At 52.5% G+C, this 18,930-nt stretch carries 18 protein-coding genes; 10 read left to right on the forward strand and 8 right to left on the reverse strand.

All coding sequences use genetic code 11. The features are described from left to right. Positions 1-229: 229 nt before the first annotated feature. A complete protein-coding gene (locus tag ACOZIO_RS05205; protein ID WP_129991886.1) occupies positions 230-1,642 on the forward strand; it encodes an MFS transporter in 1,413 nt (470 codons plus the stop codon). After that, a complete protein-coding gene (locus tag ACOZIO_RS05210; RefSeq protein ID WP_421595036.1) occupies positions 1,639-4,017 on the forward strand; it encodes a glycoside hydrolase family 3 N-terminal domain-containing protein in 2,379 nt (792 codons plus the stop codon). Before ACOZIO_RS05205 ends, ACOZIO_RS05210 begins: the two co-directional genes overlap by 4 nt. A 64-nt stretch (positions 4,018-4,081) precedes the next feature. On the opposite strand, the gene ruvB is transcribed toward ACOZIO_RS05210, so the two are convergent. The 6 genes from ruvB to aspS form a co-directional block, all read right to left on the reverse strand. Next, positions 4,082-5,089 (reverse strand): Holliday junction branch migration DNA helicase RuvB, encoded by a 1,008-nt coding sequence (gene ruvB / locus ACOZIO_RS05215; RefSeq protein ID WP_129991888.1) that lies wholly within the window; start codon positions 5,087-5,089, stop codon positions 4,082-4,084. A gap of 8 nt (positions 5,090-5,097) precedes the next feature. Further along, positions 5,098-5,712, reverse strand: coding sequence for a Holliday junction branch migration protein RuvA (ruvA, locus tag ACOZIO_RS05220; RefSeq protein ID WP_129952650.1), 615 nt, complete (start codon positions 5,710-5,712; stop codon positions 5,098-5,100). Between the two features lie 87 nt (positions 5,713-5,799). Further along, positions 5,800-6,321 carry a crossover junction endodeoxyribonuclease RuvC gene (gene ruvC / locus ACOZIO_RS05225; protein WP_120133488.1) on the reverse strand — a complete coding sequence of 174 codons (522 nt, stop codon included), beginning with the start codon at positions 6,319-6,321 and terminating at the stop codon, positions 5,800-5,802. Between the two features lie 108 nt (positions 6,322-6,429). Next, positions 6,430-7,173, reverse strand: a complete 744-nt coding sequence (locus tag ACOZIO_RS05230) for a YebC/PmpR family DNA-binding transcriptional regulator (RefSeq protein WP_013575035.1) — start codon at positions 7,171-7,173, stop codon at positions 6,430-6,432. Between the two features lie 25 nt (positions 7,174-7,198). Then, complete coding sequence (gene nudB / locus ACOZIO_RS05235; RefSeq protein WP_129952649.1) at positions 7,199-7,645, reverse strand: dihydroneopterin triphosphate diphosphatase; 447 nt, start codon at positions 7,643-7,645, stop codon at positions 7,199-7,201. After that, complete coding sequence (gene aspS, locus ACOZIO_RS05240) at positions 7,645-9,438, reverse strand: aspartate--tRNA ligase (protein ID WP_421595037.1); 1,794 nt, start codon at positions 9,436-9,438, stop codon at positions 7,645-7,647. The genes nudB and aspS overlap by 1 nt, the downstream gene beginning before the upstream one ends. 335 nt (positions 9,439-9,773) lie before the next feature. Between aspS and ACOZIO_RS05245 the strand changes: the two genes are divergently transcribed. From ACOZIO_RS05245 to ACOZIO_RS05270, 6 genes are all read left to right on the forward strand, one after another. Beyond that, positions 9,774-10,349: a hydrolase gene (locus tag ACOZIO_RS05245; RefSeq protein ID WP_217137723.1), complete on the forward strand. Its 576-nt coding sequence runs from the start codon at positions 9,774-9,776 to the stop codon at positions 10,347-10,349. 84 nt (positions 10,350-10,433) lie between these two features. Beyond that, positions 10,434-11,252 (forward strand): DUF72 domain-containing protein, encoded by an 819-nt coding sequence (locus tag ACOZIO_RS05250; protein WP_421595038.1) that lies wholly within the window; start codon positions 10,434-10,436, stop codon positions 11,250-11,252. Between the two features lie 111 nt (positions 11,253-11,363). Continuing rightward, positions 11,364-11,759, forward strand: coding sequence for an MAPEG family protein (locus tag ACOZIO_RS05255; RefSeq protein ID WP_095922388.1), 396 nt, complete (start codon positions 11,364-11,366; stop codon positions 11,757-11,759). Between the two features lie 136 nt (positions 11,760-11,895). Next, complete coding sequence (gene cmoA, locus ACOZIO_RS05260; protein WP_129952645.1) at positions 11,896-12,639, forward strand: carboxy-S-adenosyl-L-methionine synthase CmoA; 744 nt, start codon at positions 11,896-11,898, stop codon at positions 12,637-12,639. Continuing rightward, positions 12,636-13,607 carry a tRNA 5-methoxyuridine(34)/uridine 5-oxyacetic acid(34) synthase CmoB gene (gene cmoB, locus ACOZIO_RS05265; protein WP_129952644.1) on the forward strand — a complete coding sequence of 324 codons (972 nt, stop codon included), beginning with the start codon at positions 12,636-12,638 and terminating at the stop codon, positions 13,605-13,607. The genes cmoA and cmoB overlap by 4 nt, the downstream gene beginning before the upstream one ends. 170 nt (positions 13,608-13,777) lie before the next feature. Then, positions 13,778-13,981 carry a hypothetical protein gene (locus tag ACOZIO_RS05270; RefSeq protein WP_129952643.1) on the forward strand — a complete coding sequence of 68 codons (204 nt, stop codon included), beginning with the start codon at positions 13,778-13,780 and terminating at the stop codon, positions 13,979-13,981. Positions 13,982-14,369: 388 nt separating this feature from the next. Here ACOZIO_RS05270 and cutC read toward each other — a convergent pair whose 3' ends face one another. Then, a complete protein-coding gene (gene cutC / locus ACOZIO_RS05275) occupies positions 14,370-15,128 on the reverse strand; it encodes a copper homeostasis protein CutC (RefSeq protein WP_129952642.1) in 759 nt (252 codons plus the stop codon). A gap of 113 nt (positions 15,129-15,241) precedes the next feature. On the opposite strand from cutC, the gene ACOZIO_RS05280 reads away from it, so the two are divergent. After that, positions 15,242-16,390: a MalY/PatB family protein gene (locus ACOZIO_RS05280; protein ID WP_421595039.1), complete on the forward strand. Its 1,149-nt coding sequence runs from the start codon at positions 15,242-15,244 to the stop codon at positions 16,388-16,390. Here the strand turns inward: ACOZIO_RS05280 and ACOZIO_RS05285 are convergent. Continuing rightward, complete coding sequence (locus ACOZIO_RS05285; protein WP_165385190.1) at positions 16,387-16,956, reverse strand: VOC family protein; 570 nt, start codon at positions 16,954-16,956, stop codon at positions 16,387-16,389. The two genes, ACOZIO_RS05280 and ACOZIO_RS05285, sit on opposite strands and share 4 nt — an antisense overlap. 217 nt (positions 16,957-17,173) lie before the next feature. Between ACOZIO_RS05285 and argS the strand changes: the two genes are divergently transcribed. Then, positions 17,174-18,907 (forward strand): arginine--tRNA ligase, encoded by a 1,734-nt coding sequence (gene argS, locus ACOZIO_RS05290; protein ID WP_129952640.1) that lies wholly within the window; start codon positions 17,174-17,176, stop codon positions 18,905-18,907. The last annotated feature ends 23 nt before the right edge of the window (positions 18,908-18,930 follow it).

The raw sequence follows: 18,930 nt of genomic DNA on the forward strand, positions 1-18,930 counted from the left end.
GCCTTTCATGCCTCCGGTGGCAATGATCAGTTTGATCCCGTTCACAAATAAAAAACAAAATCAAAAAACGTAATTTGTATATTCGTTTCCTCAATTGTTTACCTTGGTTCTATTCACAATACTTTTGGCATCAATTGACTTCCTCAGGTTATTTATCTTTCTTTCGTTAAAGACATTAATAATTATTTTCCGTCGGTTATCTCTCCTTACAGAAAGCAGGTAACAAATAATGATGATCACTCCGGTTCTTTCAGTGAAAGATAAGATTGGCTACGGACTCGGCGATATGGCCAGTGCGCTGGTCTGGCAAACAGCGACCTTGTTTCTCGCTTATTTCTATACGGATGTTTTTGGTTTACCCGCCGCGATTATGGGCACGCTATTTTTAGTGGTTCGTGCCGTGGACGCCTGTGTCGATCCCTGCATCGGCGCGCTGGTTGACCGCACCACGACGCGCTACGGGAAATTCCGCCCGTGGCTGCTGTGGTTTGCGATCCCGTTTGGTGTCTGTTGCCTGATCACATTTTATGTGCCTGATATATCGCCAACCGGTAAAATTATTTATGCAGCAGTGACTTATACTTTACTAAGCCTGGTATATTCCGCCATCAATGTGCCGTATTGTGCGATGCCGGGGGCGTTAACGCTCGATCCACGCGAACGCCATTCACTGCAATCGTGGCGCTTCGGGTTGTCATTTATCGGCGGCCTGGTGGTCACGGTGATCGCCCTGCCACTGGTGGAAAAACTCGGTGCCGGTAATCCGCAGAAAGGCTACTTCTATGCCATGAGCCTGATGGGACTGCTAGGTATCGTATTATTTTTCTGTTGTTTCGGGCTGACGCGGGAGCGTTATCAGCCACGTAATGATACGTCCGGTTCAATGCTGAGCGACCTGAAATTGCTGTGGAATAACTCACAATGGCGCATTGTTTTTATTTTTAATATTTTGCTGCTGTGCGCCGTGGTTATCCGGGGTTCCGCCACGCTGTATTACGTGAAATATGTGCTGGCCCGTCCGGATCTGGTATTTAATTTTATTGTTTTCGGTATGATCGCCTCATTATTGGGTGCCTTACTGTCTGAGAAATTATTAGGTAAATTCGACCGGATTAAATCCTATCAATGGACAATCCTGACCTTTGTGATCTGCAACGCGGCTATTTTCTTTGTTCCTTCGCCGTCCATTGGCCTTATTTTCGCCCTCAATCTGGTGTTCAGTTTTATCCAAAACCTCACCACGCCGTTGCAATGGACAATGTTCTCAGACGTCGTAGATCATGAAGAATCCCGCACCGGCCGGCGGCTTGACGGGCTGGTATTCTCCACGGCGCTGTTTGCCATTAAATTCGGGCTGGCACTGGGTGGAGCTATTGTCGGCTGGGTGCTCGGTATGGTCGGTTACCTGCCGAACGGTGCCACGCAAAGTGCGCCGGTAATGTTAACCATTAATTCACTGTTCACACTGGTGCCGTGTGCGCTATTCCTGCTGATGGCCGCCCTGCTTTTCATCTACAAACTCAACAACCGCACAATGCAAACTATCGCCTCATCCCTCGCAACGCGACGTTCTTTCGCAGGCGCAGAGGAACCCGTGCTCAGCGGTTCCCGGCCTTTGATTAATCAAGGAGATGCAAGATGACTTATCTTTATCAGGATGCTTCCCAACCCGTATCCAGCCGCGTCGCCGATCTTCTGGCCCGTATGACGCCGGAGGAAAAATTCGCCCAGATGCATGCGTTCTGGCTGATCCTCGACAGCCACGGCAATCACAAAGAACGTACCGACCTGAGCGATGACTTTGCCGGGCATAAACAGAGTCAGGGACTGGAACAGCAACTGGCACTGGGTGCCGGGCAAATTACCCGCCCGCTTGGCACCCACGTGGTGAGCCCGGCTGAAGGCAGACAAGCGCTGAACCGGCTGCAAAAAACTCTGGTGGAAGAAACGAGGCTGGGCATCCCGGCAATGTTCCACGAGGAATGTCTGGTGGGCCTGCTGTGTAAAGATGCCACGTTGTTTCCCTCATCCCTGTGCTATGCCTCAACCTGGGATCCGCAATTAATGGAGCAGATTGCCGCCGCTATCCGTGAGGAAGCGCAAAGCGTAGGTTGTCATCAGGGGCTGGCGCCGGTGCTGGATGTGTCACGCGATGTGCGCTGGGGACGTACCGAAGAAACCTTTGGTGAAGACCCGTATCTGGTCGGCGTGATGGCAACGGCTTATGTACGCGGCTTACAGGGTGAAAAGCGTGACCTGCTGGCAACGCTGAAACATTACGTCGGGCACTCTTTCAGCGAAGGCGCGCGTAACCATGCGCCTGTACATCTGGGGTTTCGCGAACTGAATGACACGTTTCTGCTGCCCTTTGAGATGGCGGTGAAACTGGCAAATGCCGGTTCCGTCATGCCGGCTTATCACGATATTGATGGACAGCCGTGCCACAGCGATCATTTCCTGCTGACCGAAATTTTGCGTAAACAATGGGGATTCGACGGCCTGATTGTTGCCGATTATGGCGGCGTCAGTCTGCTGCATCAGCATCACGGCGTCAGCCATGACGATGCCGAGTCTGCCGCTTTATCGTTTAATGCGGGTCTGGATATTGAATTACCGAAAGGTGACTGCGCGCAGCATCTGGCAGATGCCGTTTCACGTGGCCTGATTGATATGGTGAAGATTGACGAAATTGTTGCCCGCATACTGACCGAAAAATTCCGTCTCGGGCTGTTTGAACAACCTTATGTCAGCGAACTTCAGCCGCAACTGCAGCAACCTGCCACACGGGCACTGGCCCGGAAAGCGGCTGTGCGATCCATCACCTTACTGGAAAATAATGGCATCCTGCCGCTGAAACCGACATCTGGCCAGAAAATTGCGGTAATAGGCCCGACGGCAGATGATCCGCTGGCCTTACTCAGCGGTTACAGCTTCCCGGTGCATCTGATCATCAGCGAAATGCAAGCGCAGACAGAACAGGTCATCACGCCGTTACAGGCTTTGCGCGACGCTTACGGTGAACAAAATATCCGTTATGCCAAAGGATGCCATATTCTCGAAAAACGCACCGCCGGTGCGCCGGTATTCCCCGGCGATGCAGGAACCCCGATGCAAAACTCACCGGTCTCACAAAGCACCGCACTTATTCCGCAGGCGGTTAAACTGGCGCAGGAGAGTGACGTCGCACTGGTATTTGTCGGCGATCTGGCCGGATTGTTCCAGAGCGGCACAGTAGGAGAAGGTTCTGATACTGACAGCCTGAAGTTGCCTGGCGTTCAGCAGCAGTTGCTGGAAGAGGTCATCGCCACCGGCAAACCGACCGTTGTGGTGATGACCGGCGGGCGGCCGTATTCGCTCGGCGGGCTGGAAGAAAAAGTCGCAGGATATCTTATGGCGTTTGCCCCCGGTCAGGAAGGTGGATGCGCCATCAGCGACATCCTCAGCGGCAAAGAGGCTCCGTCCGGAAGGCTGGTGCTTTCCGTGCCGAAAAGCGCCGGTGCAATGCCCTATTATTACAATCACAAGCTGAAAAGTGGCGGCACGCCGGTTGCATTCCACTTTGGTGCAAAATATCCGTTTGGTTACGGACTGAGCGGCACCACGTTCCGTTATCATGATTTTCAGCTCAGTCAGCATCCTGTCGCCATCGAAAATGGCGACATTGAGGTGCAGATACAAGTGACCAATACCGGTAAGCAAGCGGGCAGCGAAGTGGTGCAGGTTTATCTGCGCGACTGCGTGGCATCACTGGTGCGTCCGGTGCAGGAACTGAAAGCTTTCGAACGCGTTGAACTGGACGCCGGGCAAACGGCAACGCTCAGTTTCAGCATCCCCACCGATATGCTCAATTTCACCAGTAACGCCGGTAAGCGTATCGTCGAACCGGGTTTTGCCGAGGTACAGGTAGGGTCGTCGAGCAGGGATATTCAGGCGCGTGGCAAAATCACGCTGGCCGGCGAAGTGCGGGAATTGCCCCGCGACTGGCGGATGGTCAGCCGGTGCGACGTCAATCAGTAACCACGGATGATGAAAAGCGAAACGGACGCCCTGAGCGTCCGTTTTTTATGCATACAAAGCGTTGTTACTCAGTCTCTCTGACGATACCAAAATGCTTATAGGCATGATTGGTCGCCATGCGTCCGCGCGGTGTGCGCTGAATAAACCCCTGCTGGATCAGGAAAGGTTCGATCACGTCTTCAATCGTCTCGCGTTCTTCACCGATCGCCGCCGCTAAGTTATCCAGCCCGACCGGTCCGCCGGTGAACTTGTCGATAATCGCCAGCAGCAGTTTGCGGTCCATGTAATCGAAACCTTCCGCGTCGACATCCAGCATATCCAGCGCGCCGTTGGCCACATCACCGTTGATGGTGCCGTCGCCTTTAACTTCGGCAAAGTCACGCACACGGCGCAACAGACGGTTGGCGATACGCGGCGTACCGCGTGAACGGCGGGCAATCTGATGCGCGCCCTCTTCCGACAACTCCAGCCCAAGGCATAACGCACTGCGCCCGACAATGTGCTGTAAATCCGCCACCTGATAAAACTCGAGACGCTGCACAATCCCGAAACGGTCACGCAAGGGTGACGTCAGTGAACCGGCGCGGGTCGTCGCACCAATCAGGGTAAACGGCGGTAAATCAAGTTTGATGGAACGTGCCGCAGGCCCTTCACCAATCATGATATCCAGTTGATAGTCTTCCATCGCCGGATACAGAATTTCTTCGACGACCGGTGAGAGACGGTGGATTTCATCAATGAAAAGCACATCGTGTGGCTCGAGGTTGGTCAGCATCGCGGCCAGGTCACCGGCTTTTTCCAGCACCGGTCCTGAAGTGGTCCGTAAATTCACGCCCATTTCATTCGCCACGATATTAGCCAGCGTGGTTTTACCCAGTCCCGGCGGTCCGAAAATCAACAGGTGATCGAGCGCGTCTTTGCGTTGCTTGGCCGCCTGAATAAAGATTTCCATTTGCGAACGCACGTGAGGCTGACCGACGTATTCGTTGAGCAGCTTCGGGCGGATTGCACGGTCGATGACTTCTTCTTCACTGAAGACTTCAGAAGATATCAGGCGGTCAGCTTCAATCATCGTTTACCTCACAGCGCCGCGCGCAGCGCTTCTCTAATTAGCGTTTCAGATTCGGCGCCCGGTTTGGCAACTTTGCTGATCATACGGCTGGCTTCTGGGGGTTTGTATCCGAGGGAAATCAGTGCTGCAACGGCTTCGCCTTCGGCGTCAGATTCCTGAGCTTTCGACGACGATGCAGGTAACGTGATATCAGTATGACTGTTAAATAGATCACCGTTTAATCCTTTAAACCGGTCTTTCATTTCGACAACCAGACGTTCTGCCGTTTTCTTACCGACGCCCGGTAACTTAATTAATGCGGTGATTTCTTCCTTTTCTACCGCACTGACAAATTGCTGAGCCGACATACCTGACAAGATCGCCAGCGCCAGTTTGGGTCCGACTCCGTTCACTTTGATCAGTTCACGGAACAGCGCGCGCTCTTGTTTATCGTTAAATCCATAGAGCAGCTGGGCATCTTCACGGACGATAAATTGCGTGAATATGATAGCTTCCTGGCCCAGTTCCGGCAATTCATAAAAACAGGTCATCGGCATATGCACTTCATAGCCAACGCCTTGGGTTTCAAGCAGCACCAAAGGGGGCTGTTTTTCCAGAATAATGCCTCGTAGTCTGCCTATCACGTTCATTTTCCTTATCAGGTCAAAAGCAGCGATGTTTATATCATAAAAAAGGCTGGATGAATATCCAGCCCAACGAACGCACCGCCGCTATCGCATACGTCCGCGCGCCATTTGTAATTTGTCACTGCTGAGCCGGATAGCATTCTGGCTCATATGGCAATGTGTTATCGCAATTGCCAGCGCATCGGCGGCATCTGCCTGCGGATTCGCCGGTAATTTCAGGATTGAACGCACCATATGCTGAACCTGCGTTTTTTCTGCGGCACCGGTACCGACGACGGTCTGTTTGACCTGCCTCGCGGCATACTCAAAGACCGGCAGGTCCTGATTAACGGCGGCCACAATGGCGGCACCGCGCGCCTGGCCAAGTTTTAACGCAGAATCGGCATTCTTCGCCATAAACACCGATTCGATGGCAAAAAAATCAGGCTGAAATTGCGTAATAATTTCCGACACACCGGCGTAAATCAGTTTCAGACGCCCCGGCATATCGTCCACGACAGTACGGATACAGCCGCTGCCGAGATAACTGAGCTGACGTCCTGTCTGGCGGATAATGCCATAGCCGGTAATACGCGAACCGGGGTCAATCCCCAGAATAATAGCCATAGCCAGTTAACGCCTTGTGTTGTCGTTTTTTACAAAGTTGGGGAGAGTATAAACTGCTGAGGGGCAACAGGATAGCCAGCCGGTGGTAGCCACCGGCTGGCAGAGAGATTACAGCGTTTCTGCGATCTCGTCGGAGATTTCACCGTTGTGGTAAACCTCCTGCACATCGTCACAATCTTCCAGCATATCAATCAGGCGCAACAGTTTTGGTGCAGTTTCTGCATCCATGTCGGCCTTGGTCGATGGGATCATCGTGACTTCGGCGGAATCAGCTTTGTAACCGGCAGCTTCCAGCGCGTCTTTCACTTCGCCCAGATTCTCCCAGGCAGTGAATACATCGATAGCGCCGTCATCATAAGAAATGATGTCTTCTGCGCCTGCTTCCAGCGCGGCTTCCATCAGCACGTCTTCATCCAGACCCGGTGCGAAAGTGATCACGCCTTTTTTGGAGAACAGATACGCCACGGAACCGTCGGTACCCAGATTGCCCCCGGTTTTGGTGAACGCATGACGCACTTCTGCCACGGTACGGTTACGGTTGTCACTCAGACATTCCACCATGATGGCTGAACCACCAGGGCCGTAACCTTCATAAATGATGGTTTCCATGTTGGTGTCTTCGTCACCGCCCACACCGCGTGCGATAGCACGGTTCAGGGTATCGCGGGTCATGTTGTTGGACAGCGCTTTATCGATAGCCGCACGCAGACGTGGGTTTGAACCCGCATCACCGCCGCCCAGACGCGCAGCCGTGACCAGCTCACGAATGATTTTGGTGAAAATTTTGCCGCGTTTAGAATCTTGCGCCGCTTTGCGGTGCTTGGTGTTGGCCCACTTACTGTGACCTGCCATAAATATCTCCAAAAAGTCTAAAGTCTTAACAGACCGAATAGTTTACAAATTCTTCAATCGCCTGCTGGTTGCTCGGTGAGACCGTCAGCGCTGCCGCTGCCGGTTTATCGAGCCACCGGTACGCATGATGTTCAGTCAGAACCACATCACGCTCGTCGGGTAACGCCAGACAGAACCAATGTTCTTTGTTACGGGTCACGCCGGGAGCATAGCGATGGCGCAAATGCGCAAATATTTCAAAATCCTCGCAGCGGTTACAGTCCTGAAGCGGCAGGTTTTCACCTGCAATGTCGATACCGACTTCTTCCATGACTTCCCGCTGCACGGTTTGATTCGGGGATTCCCCGTCTTCCAGACTGCCGGTCACCGACTGCCAGAAATCCGGGTCATCCTTACGTTGAAGCATCAGCACCCTGCCGGTGTTTCTGGCGTAGATGACGCACAGTATCGACTCAGGACGCTTATAGCTCATTAGTTATTCTCTGTATTTGTGTCGGGTGTCACTTCTTTTTTAGCCACAACCGCAATGCCCAGTTCCAGCAGTGACGCCGGGTTGGCAAAACTTGGTGCTTCGGTCATCAGACACGCCGCTGCGGTCGTTTTCGGGAAAGCGATTACGTCACGGATGTTATCCGTTCCGGTCAGCAACATCACCAGACGATCCAGACCAAATGCCAGGCCTGCGTGCGGAGGCGTACCGTATTTCAGTGCATCGAGCAGGAAGCCGAATTTCTCGCGCTGTTCGTGCTCGTTAATGCCCAGAATACTGAACACCGTCTGCTGCATTTCGCTGCGGTGAATACGCACAGAACCGCCGCCCACTTCGTAACCGTTGATGACCATGTCGTAGGCGTTAGCAATAGCAGAAACCGGGTTCGCGGCCAGCTCTTCAGCCGTCATGTCTTTCGGCGCAGTGAACGGGTGGTGCATAGCGCTCAGACCGCCTTCATCGGTGTCTTCAAACATCGGGAAGTCGATCACCCACAGCGGAGCCCACATGTCTTCTTTGGTGATTTTCAGGTCACGACCGACTTTAAGGCGCAGTGCACCCATGGCGTCAGTCACAATCTTAGCGCTGGCTGCGCCGAAGAAGATCATGTCGCCATCTTGTGCACCGGTACGTTCAATCAGGGCAGACAGCAATTCTTCATTCAGGAATTTAGCCACCGGGCTCTGGATGCCTTCCAGGCCTTTCGCGACCTCGTTCACTTTGATGTAAGCCAGGCCTTTGGCACCGTAGATTTCGATGAATTTTGCGTATTCGTCGATTTGTTTACGGCTCAGGGAAGCACCGCCAGGGACACGTAATGCTGCCACGCGGCCTTTCGGATCGTTGGCCGGATCGGCAAACACTTTGAACTCGATGTTTTTCATCAGGTCCGCAACGTCAACCATTTCCATCGGGTTGCGCAGGTCCGGCTTATCAGAACCGTAACGACGCATCGCTTCTGCAAAAGTCATGACCGGGAAATCGCCCAGATCCACGCCTTTCACTTCCTGCCACAGTTCGCGGGCCAGTTTCTCCATCACTTCACGCACTTGTTCTGCGCTCATGAAAGAAGTTTCCACATCGATCTGGGTGAATTCAGGCTGACGGTCAGCACGTAAATCTTCATCACGGAAGCATTTTACGATCTGATAATAACGGTCAAAACCGGACATCATCAGCAGCTGTTTGAACAGCTGAGGAGACTGCGGCAAGGCATAGAACTTGCCTTTGTGCACACGGCTTGGCACCAGATAGTCACGCGCACCTTCCGGCGTGGCTTTGGTCAGCATCGGAGTTTCGATATCCAGGAAGTCATGGCTGTCCATGAAACGGCGCACAAAACTGGTGATTTTTGCGCGTGCTTTCAGGCGGTTAGCCATTTCAGGGCGACGCAAATCAAGATAGCGGTATTTCAGACGCGCTTCTTCAGTGTTGACGTGGTTGGAGTCCAGCGGCAGCGATTCTGAACGGTTAATGATGTTCAGATTGCTGGCGAAGACTTCCACTTCACCGGTCGCCATGTCTTTGTTGAACTGGCTTTCCGGGCGTGCACGCACAATACCGGTTAGCTGGATGCAGAACTCGTTACGCAGTTCAGACGCCAGCTTGTAGGCTTCAGCCTGATCGGGGTCGAAGAAAACCTGGACGATGCCTTCGCGGTCACGCATATCGATGAAAATTAAACCACCCAAATCGCGGCGGCGGTTAACCCAGCCACACAATGTTACTTCCTGGCCCACATTGGACGCATTCAGTTTTCCACAATATATACGCATAACGGTATCCTTTTGATCCCACTACCCGGCCTCATGGCTCACAGGCACAGAAACGGTTATTGACTCTGGTCGCCCGCCGCAAAACTCAGCAGCGCGCGGAATGGGTTTTATTCAGGTCGAAAAAAGGCGGCTATTATAAAGGAATTTCCGGCGAAGGATAAGTACGAACATGTCAACGCTGGCGCGGAAATTTATGCCTGTTGCTAGCTACACATAATTTAACAAAATTATATCTTTTTGCCCCCCGCGTTAGCATAAACTCGCGCCATCCCCTTTGTACACGCAGTAAATCACTCCTTTCTCTTATTACCTATTTTGAAAACCAGGAGCTAAGCATGAAACTTGATCCAAAAACGACCGCGCTGGTACTGATCGACTTACAGAAAGGGATTTTACCGTTCGCGGGCGGCCCGCACACCGCACAGCAGGTGCTGGACAACGCGACTGAATTGGCCAACCGTTTCCGTCAACTCGGTGCGCCAGTGGTGATGGTACGCGTAGGCTGGTCTGACTCCTTTGACGAAGCGTTGAAGCAACCGGTGGATGTGCCTTCTGTCGCACCGGAAGGCGGTTTACCGGCAAGCTGGTGGGAATTCCCGGAACAGCTGAACGTTACCGACAGCGATTTGCTGGTGATCAAACGTCAATGGGGCGCGTTTTACGGCACCGACCTGGATTTACAACTGCGTCGCCGTGGCATTAAAAGCATCGTACTGGCCGGTATTTCCACCAATATCGGCGTGGAATCAACGGCCCGTAATGCCTGGGAACATGGCTATGAACTGGTGATCGCAGAAGATGCGTGCAGCGCGCACAATAATGATCATCATCAGTCGAGTATGCAGTTTATTTTCCCGCGTATCAGCCGTGTCCGTTCCACCGCCGAAGTGCTTGCCGCGTTGCCAGCGTAACGTTACCCTGATTTCCATGCCTGAACGCCGCCCGCTGAGGCGGCGTTTTACCTGGGATCCGGCCCGGAAAAAAGGAGCACCGATATGTATATTGGTTTACCGCAATGGCACCACAGCGCCTGGGCGAAGATGGGTTTGCGTGATCTGGCCGATTACGCGCGGTACTTCAATTGTGTCGAAGGCAATACGACATTTTACGCCCTGCCCAAACAGGAAGTGGTGATGCGCTGGCGTGATATGACGCCTGAATCTTTCCGCTTTTGTTTCAAATTTCCTTCCGACATCAGCCATAAAGCGGCACTGACGAATTGTCAGGAAGACGTCAGTATGTTTTACCGCACGCTTGAACCGCTTGGCGGACGCACCGGGCAACTCTGGCTGCAACTTCCGGCAGCGTTCGCGCCTGTCCATCTTGACCGCTTATGGCAGTTCCTTGATGCCCTGCCCGCCGGTTTCGATTATGGCATCGAAGTTCGCCATCCGGATTTCTTCAAAAAAGGCGAGGCGGAACGTGCACTGAATCAGGGATTACATCAGCGCGGCATTAACCGTGCGATCCTCGACAGCCGCCCGGTTCATAGCTCTACATCCGAAACACACGCGGTGCTTGAAGCCAAACGTAAAAAACCCGTTTTGCCGTTGCATGCACTGGCGACATCCACCCGGCCAATTGTCCGCTTTATCGGTGGCGACAGTCTCGAAGCGAACCGCCCGCTGTTCGGTCAGTGGATCACCAAACTCAGCGACTGGCAATCACAAGGATTGTCGCCGTACCTGTTCATTCATACGCCTGATTGTTCCGACGCACCGCAGCAGGCGCGCAGCCTGTGGCAGGATCTGCGCCAGCATATTCCTTCGGTTCAGCCCGCACCGGACTGGCCGGAACAGGACACGTTGTTCTGAGAATATTCATGTTTTTCTGACGACAGTTTTACGTCATCCCGTTATCATAGTGACGCAGCGGAAAATCAGTGCCGTTCCGCCGGAAAACAGGGAATAACCAAGGAAGTCATCATGATTAGCGCGTTATATGTCGTGCTTGCCGCCATACTTTTAATCAAACTCTCTTTCGATGTTGTCCGTTTGCGGATGCAATACCGTATCGCCACCGGTGACGGCGGATCCTATGAATTACAAACGGCCATCCGCGTACACGGCAACGCCGTAGAATATCTGCCGATCGGCTGTTTACTGTTGCTGTATATGGAAATGAACGGCGCGGCAATCTGGACAGTACATGCCTGCGGCCTGTTACTGATCCTCGGCCGGTTATTTCATTATTACGGGCTCAAAAACCGCGAATTTGCCTGGCGCCGTAATGGCATGGCTGCCACTTATATTTCGCTGGTCCTGATGGTCGTGGTCAATATTATTTATCTGCCATGGTCACAGTTTTTGAACTTTGACTGATTACTGTGCCATTACCCGATAAATTTGATGTCCTTTTGAAACAACTCCAAGGCGCGCAGGTATCTGCCTGCGCCAGTATCTGCTAAAATCTGCCCTCAACTTTTTACCCACATTCTTTTTGGCCTGACTCACCGCTATGGCAAACCACGATAGATTGTTTTCTGCACCAATAGATAAGCTTGGCGACTGGACGTTCGATGAACGCGTCGCGGAAGTTTTCCCCGACATGATCCAACGCTCTGTCCCGGGCTATTCCAACATTATTTCGATGATTGGCATGCTCGCAGAGCGCTTTGTTCAGCCCGACTCCAATGTCTATGATCTGGGTTGTTCACTGGGTGCTGCCACGCTGTCGATGCGTCGTAACATTAAGGTGCCGGGCTGCCAAATTATTGCTGTCGATAACTCCCCCGCCATGGTGGAACGCTGCCGCCGCCACATTGACGCTTTCCGTGCAGATACGCCGGTGAGCGTGATTGAATCCGATATTCTGGATATCGGGCTGGAAAACGCCTCCATGGTGGTGCTCAACTTTACCCTGCAATTCCTCGAACCGGCAGACCGTCAGCGTCTGCTCAATCAGGTGTATCAGGGAATGCGACCGGGTGCGGCGCTGGTGCTGTCAGAAAAATTCAGCTTTGAAGACAAAGACGTCGGCGAACTGTTGTTCAATATGCATCACGACTTCAAGCGTGCAAACGGCTACAGCGAGCTGGAAATCAGCCAGAAACGCAGCATGCTCGAAAACGTTATGCTGACGGATTCCGTTGAAACCCATAAAGCCCGTTTGCATCAGGCCGGTTTCCAGCACACGGAAGTCTGGTTCCAGTGTTTTAATTTCGGCTCACTGATTGCACTGAAAGCCGGAGATGCAGAATGATTGATTTTGGTGATTTTTATCGCGTCATCGCTAAAGGGCCGCTGAGTCCGTGGCTCAATACCCTGCCCTCACAGCTAACCGCGTGGCAGAAAGAATCCCTGCACGGCAAATTTAAACTGTGGTTTAACTCCGTAGACCGCCTGCCGTTGCTGCAACCCGAGCGTCTGGATTTACTGCACGGCGTCAGCGCAGGTATGGAAATACCGTTGCCTGCAGGCCAGCGCGAAGGCATTGAAAACCTGCTGCGCAACATGATGCCATGGCGTAAAGGTCCGTTTTCACTGTACGACGTTGAAATCAATACCGAATGGCGTTCAGACTGGAAATGGGATCGGGTTCTGCCGCATATTTCATCCCTTGTCGGGCGGACGATTTTAGATGTCGGCTGCGGCAGCGGTTATCATATGTGGCGCATGATTGGCGCAGGCGCCCATCTTGCCGTGGGTATCGACCCGATGCAGCTTTTCCTGTGTCAGTTCGAGGCGGTGCGTAAATTACTGGGCGGCGATCAGCGTGCGCATTTACTGCCGCTGGGCATCGAACAATTACCCGAGCTGAATGCGTTTGACACCGTTTTCTCTATGGGCGTGCTGTATCATCGTCGTTCACCCTTAGATCATCTTCTGCAACTGAAAAATCAGCTGGTTAGTGAAGGGGAACTGGTGCTGGAAACACTGGTTGTCGAAGGGGATAGTGAACAGGTTCTGGTACCGGGTGACCGTTACGCACAGATGGGGAATATCTATTTTATCCCTTCCGCACCAGCCCTGAAAAACTGGCTGATTAAATGCGGCTTTGTCGATGTGCGTATCGCAGATGTCAGCGTCACGACATGTGAAGAACAACGCCGTACCGACTGGATGACCAGCGAATCTCTGGCTGAATTCCTCGATCCGCAGGATCCGACCAAAACCATTGAAGGCTATCCGGCACCGCGCCGCGCCTTGCTCATCGCCCGCAAGCCGTAATTTCCTCTCACCTCCGTCAGCCAGTCCCCTGTCTGCCGGAGGTTATTGCCCGCACTTAACCCACACTTTCAGTCGCGTTACGCTGTACATCCTGCAGTAAAAAGGTCTAACCTTTCAGAAGGCTATCGGTTGTGATGACAAAGATCGTCTTTCGCGTTACGGGAGGAAGTATGAAGTTCCCAAAAGGCAGCATCGTTAAACACGTATCAGGTGATATCAAAGGCACCGTGATGAATACCTTTGAATCAGAGCACAACATCGTGTCGTATTACGTTTCCTGGGAAGATGGCAGCAGCAGCCTGCACCAGGAAAACGAATTACACTGGGCAAATATTGACGTCGCGATAAAAATAAAAAACTTTTACGAGAAGTAGTCTCCCCCTGTCTGCCACAGCCCTTTGTAAAGCTTCGCATTTTAACGCTTTATCATTGGATTGATCCCTGGCATCTCGTGTATAAGTTCGTCCAGATCAATTTATCAGTACGCGAGTATTTCGTGGAGAAATCAATGCGCAGAAGAATTCGATTCCTCATGGACCGCGCCGTTATTGTTTTAGGTCTTTTTGTGATGTGCCTGGTGGTGAAAGCAGGAATGTTCGGTGTGGCGCTGCTGACCTGGGGCTGAAGTGTTTTGCCCGTCAGAAAAAGCGCCTCTGCAAGTGCTTTTAAGAGCATAAAAAAAGCCCCGCCAATATGACGGGGCCTGGTACTTGCGCAGGGCGACGCAATAAGGGTCGTGTGACCCGGTTAAATTTTTATTTATCACGCCGTGCGGGATATTTCATCGTCAAACTGCAATGTACTTTTCATTGCGGCAACAATATCGCCGTCCACGCAATAACGACTGAATTCATCAAAGTCCGTGTCAGAGCTCATCGTGACACCGGCTTTACGGTAGCGCATGGCGGATTTAACCTGACGTCCTGCTGAGCTGTGTAACTCGCTCAGCCCGATATCAACGAACTTCTGCAAATTCGTCAGGCGCACACCCGCGCCAGCCATAATGATTGGACCACGCGTTAGCTGATTCAGTTCCCGTAGCATCGGTAAACCGACTTCGGCATTTTGTTGTTGTCCGGAAGTCAGAATGCGCGCCACCCCTAACTGAGTCAATTGCTCCAGTGCAATCTTCGGATTCAGACACATGTCGAATGCACGATGGAATGTCACGGCCATATCACCGCACAGCGCCATCACTTCCCACATTCTCGCCATATCTATGTGCCCTTCCGCGTCCAGCATGCCGACAACCAGCCCCGGATAACCAAGATCGCGAATACAGGCAATATCACTTTTCAACACCTCAAATTCACTTCGGCTGTAGCAAAAGTCACCCCCCCTTGGACGGACAATCGGGTGTACAGGGATGGTCACTTTTTCCCTCGCCAGAAGGAGAGTGCCGTAACTCGGCGTAATGCCGCCGTCAGCCTGACTGGCGCACAATTCAACACGATCGGCCCCGGCCTGTTCTGCTGTCAACGCACAATCAACGCTGTAACAACACACTTCTAATTTAGTCATGTGATCTCTCCTGTTTACGGCATTATGCTACAACACTTGTCTGTAACCGGCCATGTCGCGTAGGCTTTGAGATGAGCATCCCCGCCCAACCTGCTTGCTTAGGAAAGCTAACTATGACACTCAATTTTGATTTATGGGTAGACCGCAGTCACAGTGATAGCGTTAAGTGGAATAAATACAATAATCAGGATGTGATCCCGCTCTGGGTGGCCGATACCGACTTTACTTCACCACCAGAGGTTATCAAAGAGTTGCAGCAACGCGTTGCAGAAGGCGTCTTCGGTTATGGTTTTACACCGCCGGAACTGGTTGATTTAGTTGTAAAACGTCTGGCGGATCGCTACGAATGGACAATTAAGCCCGAATGGATTGTCTGGCTACCGGGTCTGGTGTGCGGATTAAACGTCGCCGTTCGCGCCACCGTGGCACAGCAAAATTCCAGTCTGATGCCAATGCCCATTTATCCGCCATTTATGCAGGCGGCTCAGTCTGAAGGCCGTCAGTTTAAATACATTAATGTAACTGAACAGCAACAGCGCTGGGTGGCCGATTTTTCCAGTGCCGAAAACGTACTCGATGGCAGCGAAAAGCTGCTGATGCTCTGCAACCCCTATAACCCCGGTGGCACAGTGTATCGTCGCGAGGAATTACTCGAACAACTGGCCTTCGCCCAACGTCACGATCTGGTGGTATGTTCGGATGAAATTCATTGTGATCTGATCCTCGAGCCGGGCCTGAAACATATCCCGTTTGCTTCCCTCAATGCCGATGCTGAGCAGCGTTCGATCACGCTCATGTCGCCGTCCAAAACTTTCAACCTGGCCGGTCTGGGCGCGTCGATGGCGATTATCCCTGACCCGGAACTGCGCCGGAAATTCCTTGAAGCCAGTAAAGGCATTATGCCGCACGTCAACATTCTGGCGTATGTTGCGGCAACCGCAGCTTATCGCGATGGCGAAGAATGGCTTAACGCGCAGCTCAGTTATCTGCGGGGTAACCGCGAACTGGCGACGACCAGAATCAACGCGATGCCGGGCTTACGCATGCTGGCACCGGAAGGCACCTACCTTGGCTGGATTGATGCCAGCGCACTGCCGGTGCAGGATCCTTACCGTTTCTTTGTCGAAGCCGGTGTTGGTTTCTCAGGCGGAGCCGATTTTGGCGCACCGGCTTACGTACGTATCAATCTGGGCTGCCAGCGCGCATTACTGGAAAAAGCGCTGGATCGCATGGATGCCGCCTTACTGGCGCTGCACCGTTAAGCCTCATCCCTTTCGCTGGCGACAATCGCCCGCAGGCTGTGCGGGTGAAATTTGATGGTCACAGATCCGTCGGTGACTGCCAGCGTCGGATTAGGCAAACGCTCGTTTTCCCCTTTTGGCGCACTTTGTTTCAGCTTAACACCGGGCGTCATCAACGCTTCATCGGCAATCAGCGCCAGCGCCCGTGTATATAATTCGTCTTCAGCCCCCGGCAGGACAATTTCAATATGTTCCCAACCTTCGTGCGGATAACGTTTATCGCCGGGATAAGGCAACTCGATCAGATCAATACTCAGCGGCCCGACCTGCACAGGTTCGTTCAGTGAGAACAGACAAATTGGCCGTCCGTTAATCAGGGTTTCATTCAGCAGGCTGCCACACTGTTCCAGCCCGGCTTTCCAGCGTTCCGCCGTGGTGTTCTGATGACAACGCACTGAAATATGATCCGCGTGAAACTCGCTCAGATTGATATGTAACTTTGCGGCGAACGCCGTCAGTACGCCGACAAAACGCGGTAAATCATCAGCTAAATCCTGTAACTCCGGCACATGGTTCATGGCGGCCATCCTATCTTGTTTCAGTTTACGAATCTTCAGGGTCGGGTAATTTACACAGCCTTTCATCCGGTTGCCAGAGACAGGCCGCACAATCGCGCTTTCCTCAGCCCGGACGCGCGGTGATACTGACGTCGCAGGGCGAATATGATATAAACACGCATTATTTTAGGTTCGTCCGCATTGGGATGAACAGCAAACAACCACATTCCTAAATAAAGGTACTTCGGTGAATATTCAGTCACTTCTTTCAGATAAAGTCAGCCAGGCGCTGATCGCTGCAGGCGCCTCAGCCGACAGCGAAGCGCAAGTCCGTCAGTCCGCTAAAGCTCAGTTTGGCGACTATCAGGCTAATGGTGTTATGTCCGTGGCAAAAAAACTCGGCATGCCACCGCGACAACTGGCAGAGAAAGTCGTTGAACTGTTAGATCTGAGCGGGATTGCCAACAAAGTTGAAATTGCCGGACCGGGTTTTATCAATATCTTCCTGGATCCTGCTTTTGTTGCCGCGCAGGTAGACCACGCGCTGAGCGATGAAAAACTGGGCATCGCACCGGTTGAACCCCAAACTATCGTTATCGACTATTCCGCGCCAAACGTAGCGAAAGAAATGCACGTTGGCCATATCCGCTCCACCATTATCGGTGACGCTGCCGTACGCACCAATGAATTCCTTGGCCATAAAGTGATCCGCGCTAACCACGTTGGCGACTGGGGCACACAGTTCGGCATGCTGATTGCCTACCTGGAAAAAGTGCAAAACGAAAATGCCGGTGATATGAATCTGGCGGATCTGGAAGAATTTTACCGCGCGGCCAAGAAAAATTACGATGAAGACCCAGCCTTCGCTGAGCGCGCACGTGGTTATGTAGTGAAGCTGCAAGGCGGCGATGAATATTGTTTGCAGATGTGGCGCAAACTGGTTGACGTAACCATGAAGCAAAACCAGCTCACCTACAATCGCCTGAACGTCACCCTGACCGAAGACGATGTGATGGGTGAAAGCCTGTACAACAGCATGCTGCCGGGCATCGTTTCTGACCTGCAGGCCAAAGGTCTGGCCGTCGACAGCGAAGGGGCTGTTGTCGTTTATCTGGATGAATATAAAAATAAAGAAGGCGATCCGATGGGCGTCATCATCCGTAAAAAAGATGGCGGCTACCTCTACACCACTACCGATATCGCCTGCGCGAAATACCGCTACGAAACTCTCGGTGCTGATCGCGTGTTGTATTACATCGACTCCCGTCAACATCAGCACCTGATGCAGGCGTGGACCATCGCCCGTAAAGCGGGTTATGTGCCGGATTCCGTGGCACTCGAACACCACATGTTCGGCATGATGCTGGGTAAAGACGGCAAGCCGTTCAAGACCCGTTCAGGCGGCACGGTGAAGCTGTCCGATTTGCTGGATGAAGCCATTGATCGCGCACGTAAGCTGATCACGGAAAAGAATCCGGAAATGAAAGACACCGCTGAACTGGAAAAACTGGTGAATGCCGTCGGTATCGGCGCCATCAAATATGCTGACCTGTCAAAAAGCCGTACCACTGATTACATCTTCGACTGGGATAACATGCTGGCGTTTGAAGGCAACACGGCACCTTACATGCAATATGCTTATACCCGTGTGGCGTCTGTCTTTAAACGTGCCGATATTGACGTAAACAGCCTGACCCGGCCGGTTGTGCTAAGCGAAGAACGCGAAGCGGCGCTGGCAACCCGTTTGTTGCAGTTCGAAGAAGTGCTGACGGTTGTTGCCCGTGAAGGCACACCGCACACCATGTGTGCCTATCTGTACGATGTGGCAGGCCTGTTCTCCAGCTTCTACGAACATTGCCCGATCCTGAATGCAGAAGATGAAACCAGTCGCAACAGCCGTCTGAAACTGGCGCTGCTGACACAACGCACGCTGAAAACCGGTCTGGATACGCTGGGTATCGAAACCGTAGAACGTATGTAACTCACGGCTGTGGATATTAAAAA

Origin of the sequence: Rahnella sp. PD4, from assembly GCF_049199325.1 — a bacterium.
Lineage (GTDB): Bacteria > Pseudomonadota > Gammaproteobacteria > Enterobacterales > Enterobacteriaceae > Rahnella > Rahnella perminowiae.

Excerpts from the sequence above, each read along its gene's own strand:
- ACOZIO_RS05205 (WP_129991886.1), top strand. The coding sequence starts at position 230 with ATGATGATCACTCCGGTTCTTTCAGTGAAAGATAAGATTGGCTACGGA.
- ACOZIO_RS05210 (WP_421595036.1), top strand. The coding sequence starts at position 1,639 with ATGACTTATCTTTATCAGGATGCTTCCCAACCCGTATCCAGCCGCGTC.
- ruvB (WP_129991888.1), bottom strand. The coding sequence starts at position 5,089 with ATGATTGAAGCTGACCGCCTGATATCTTCTGAAGTCTTCAGTGAAGAA.
- ruvC (WP_120133488.1), bottom strand. The coding sequence starts at position 6,321 with ATGGCTATTATTCTGGGGATTGACCCCGGTTCGCGTATTACCGGCTAT.
- ACOZIO_RS05230 (WP_013575035.1), bottom strand. The coding sequence starts at position 7,173 with ATGGCAGGTCACAGTAAGTGGGCCAACACCAAGCACCGCAAAGCGGCG.
- nudB (WP_129952649.1), bottom strand. The coding sequence starts at position 7,645 with ATGAGCTATAAGCGTCCTGAGTCGATACTGTGCGTCATCTACGCCAGA.
- aspS (WP_421595037.1), bottom strand. The coding sequence starts at position 9,438 with ATGCGTATATATTGTGGAAAACTGAATGCGTCCAATGTGGGCCAGGAA.
- ACOZIO_RS05245 (WP_217137723.1), top strand. The coding sequence starts at position 9,774 with ATGAAACTTGATCCAAAAACGACCGCGCTGGTACTGATCGACTTACAG.
- ACOZIO_RS05250 (WP_421595038.1), top strand. The coding sequence starts at position 10,434 with ATGTATATTGGTTTACCGCAATGGCACCACAGCGCCTGGGCGAAGATG.
- ACOZIO_RS05255 (WP_095922388.1), top strand. The coding sequence starts at position 11,364 with ATGATTAGCGCGTTATATGTCGTGCTTGCCGCCATACTTTTAATCAAA.
- cmoA (WP_129952645.1), top strand. The coding sequence starts at position 11,896 with ATGGCAAACCACGATAGATTGTTTTCTGCACCAATAGATAAGCTTGGC.
- cmoB (WP_129952644.1), top strand. The coding sequence starts at position 12,636 with ATGATTGATTTTGGTGATTTTTATCGCGTCATCGCTAAAGGGCCGCTG.
- ACOZIO_RS05270 (WP_129952643.1), top strand. The coding sequence starts at position 13,778 with ATGAAGTTCCCAAAAGGCAGCATCGTTAAACACGTATCAGGTGATATC.
- cutC (WP_129952642.1), bottom strand. The coding sequence starts at position 15,128 with ATGACTAAATTAGAAGTGTGTTGTTACAGCGTTGATTGTGCGTTGACA.
- ACOZIO_RS05280 (WP_421595039.1), top strand. The coding sequence starts at position 15,242 with ATGACACTCAATTTTGATTTATGGGTAGACCGCAGTCACAGTGATAGC.
- ACOZIO_RS05285 (WP_165385190.1), bottom strand. The coding sequence starts at position 16,956 with ATGGCCGCCATGAACCATGTGCCGGAGTTACAGGATTTAGCTGATGAT.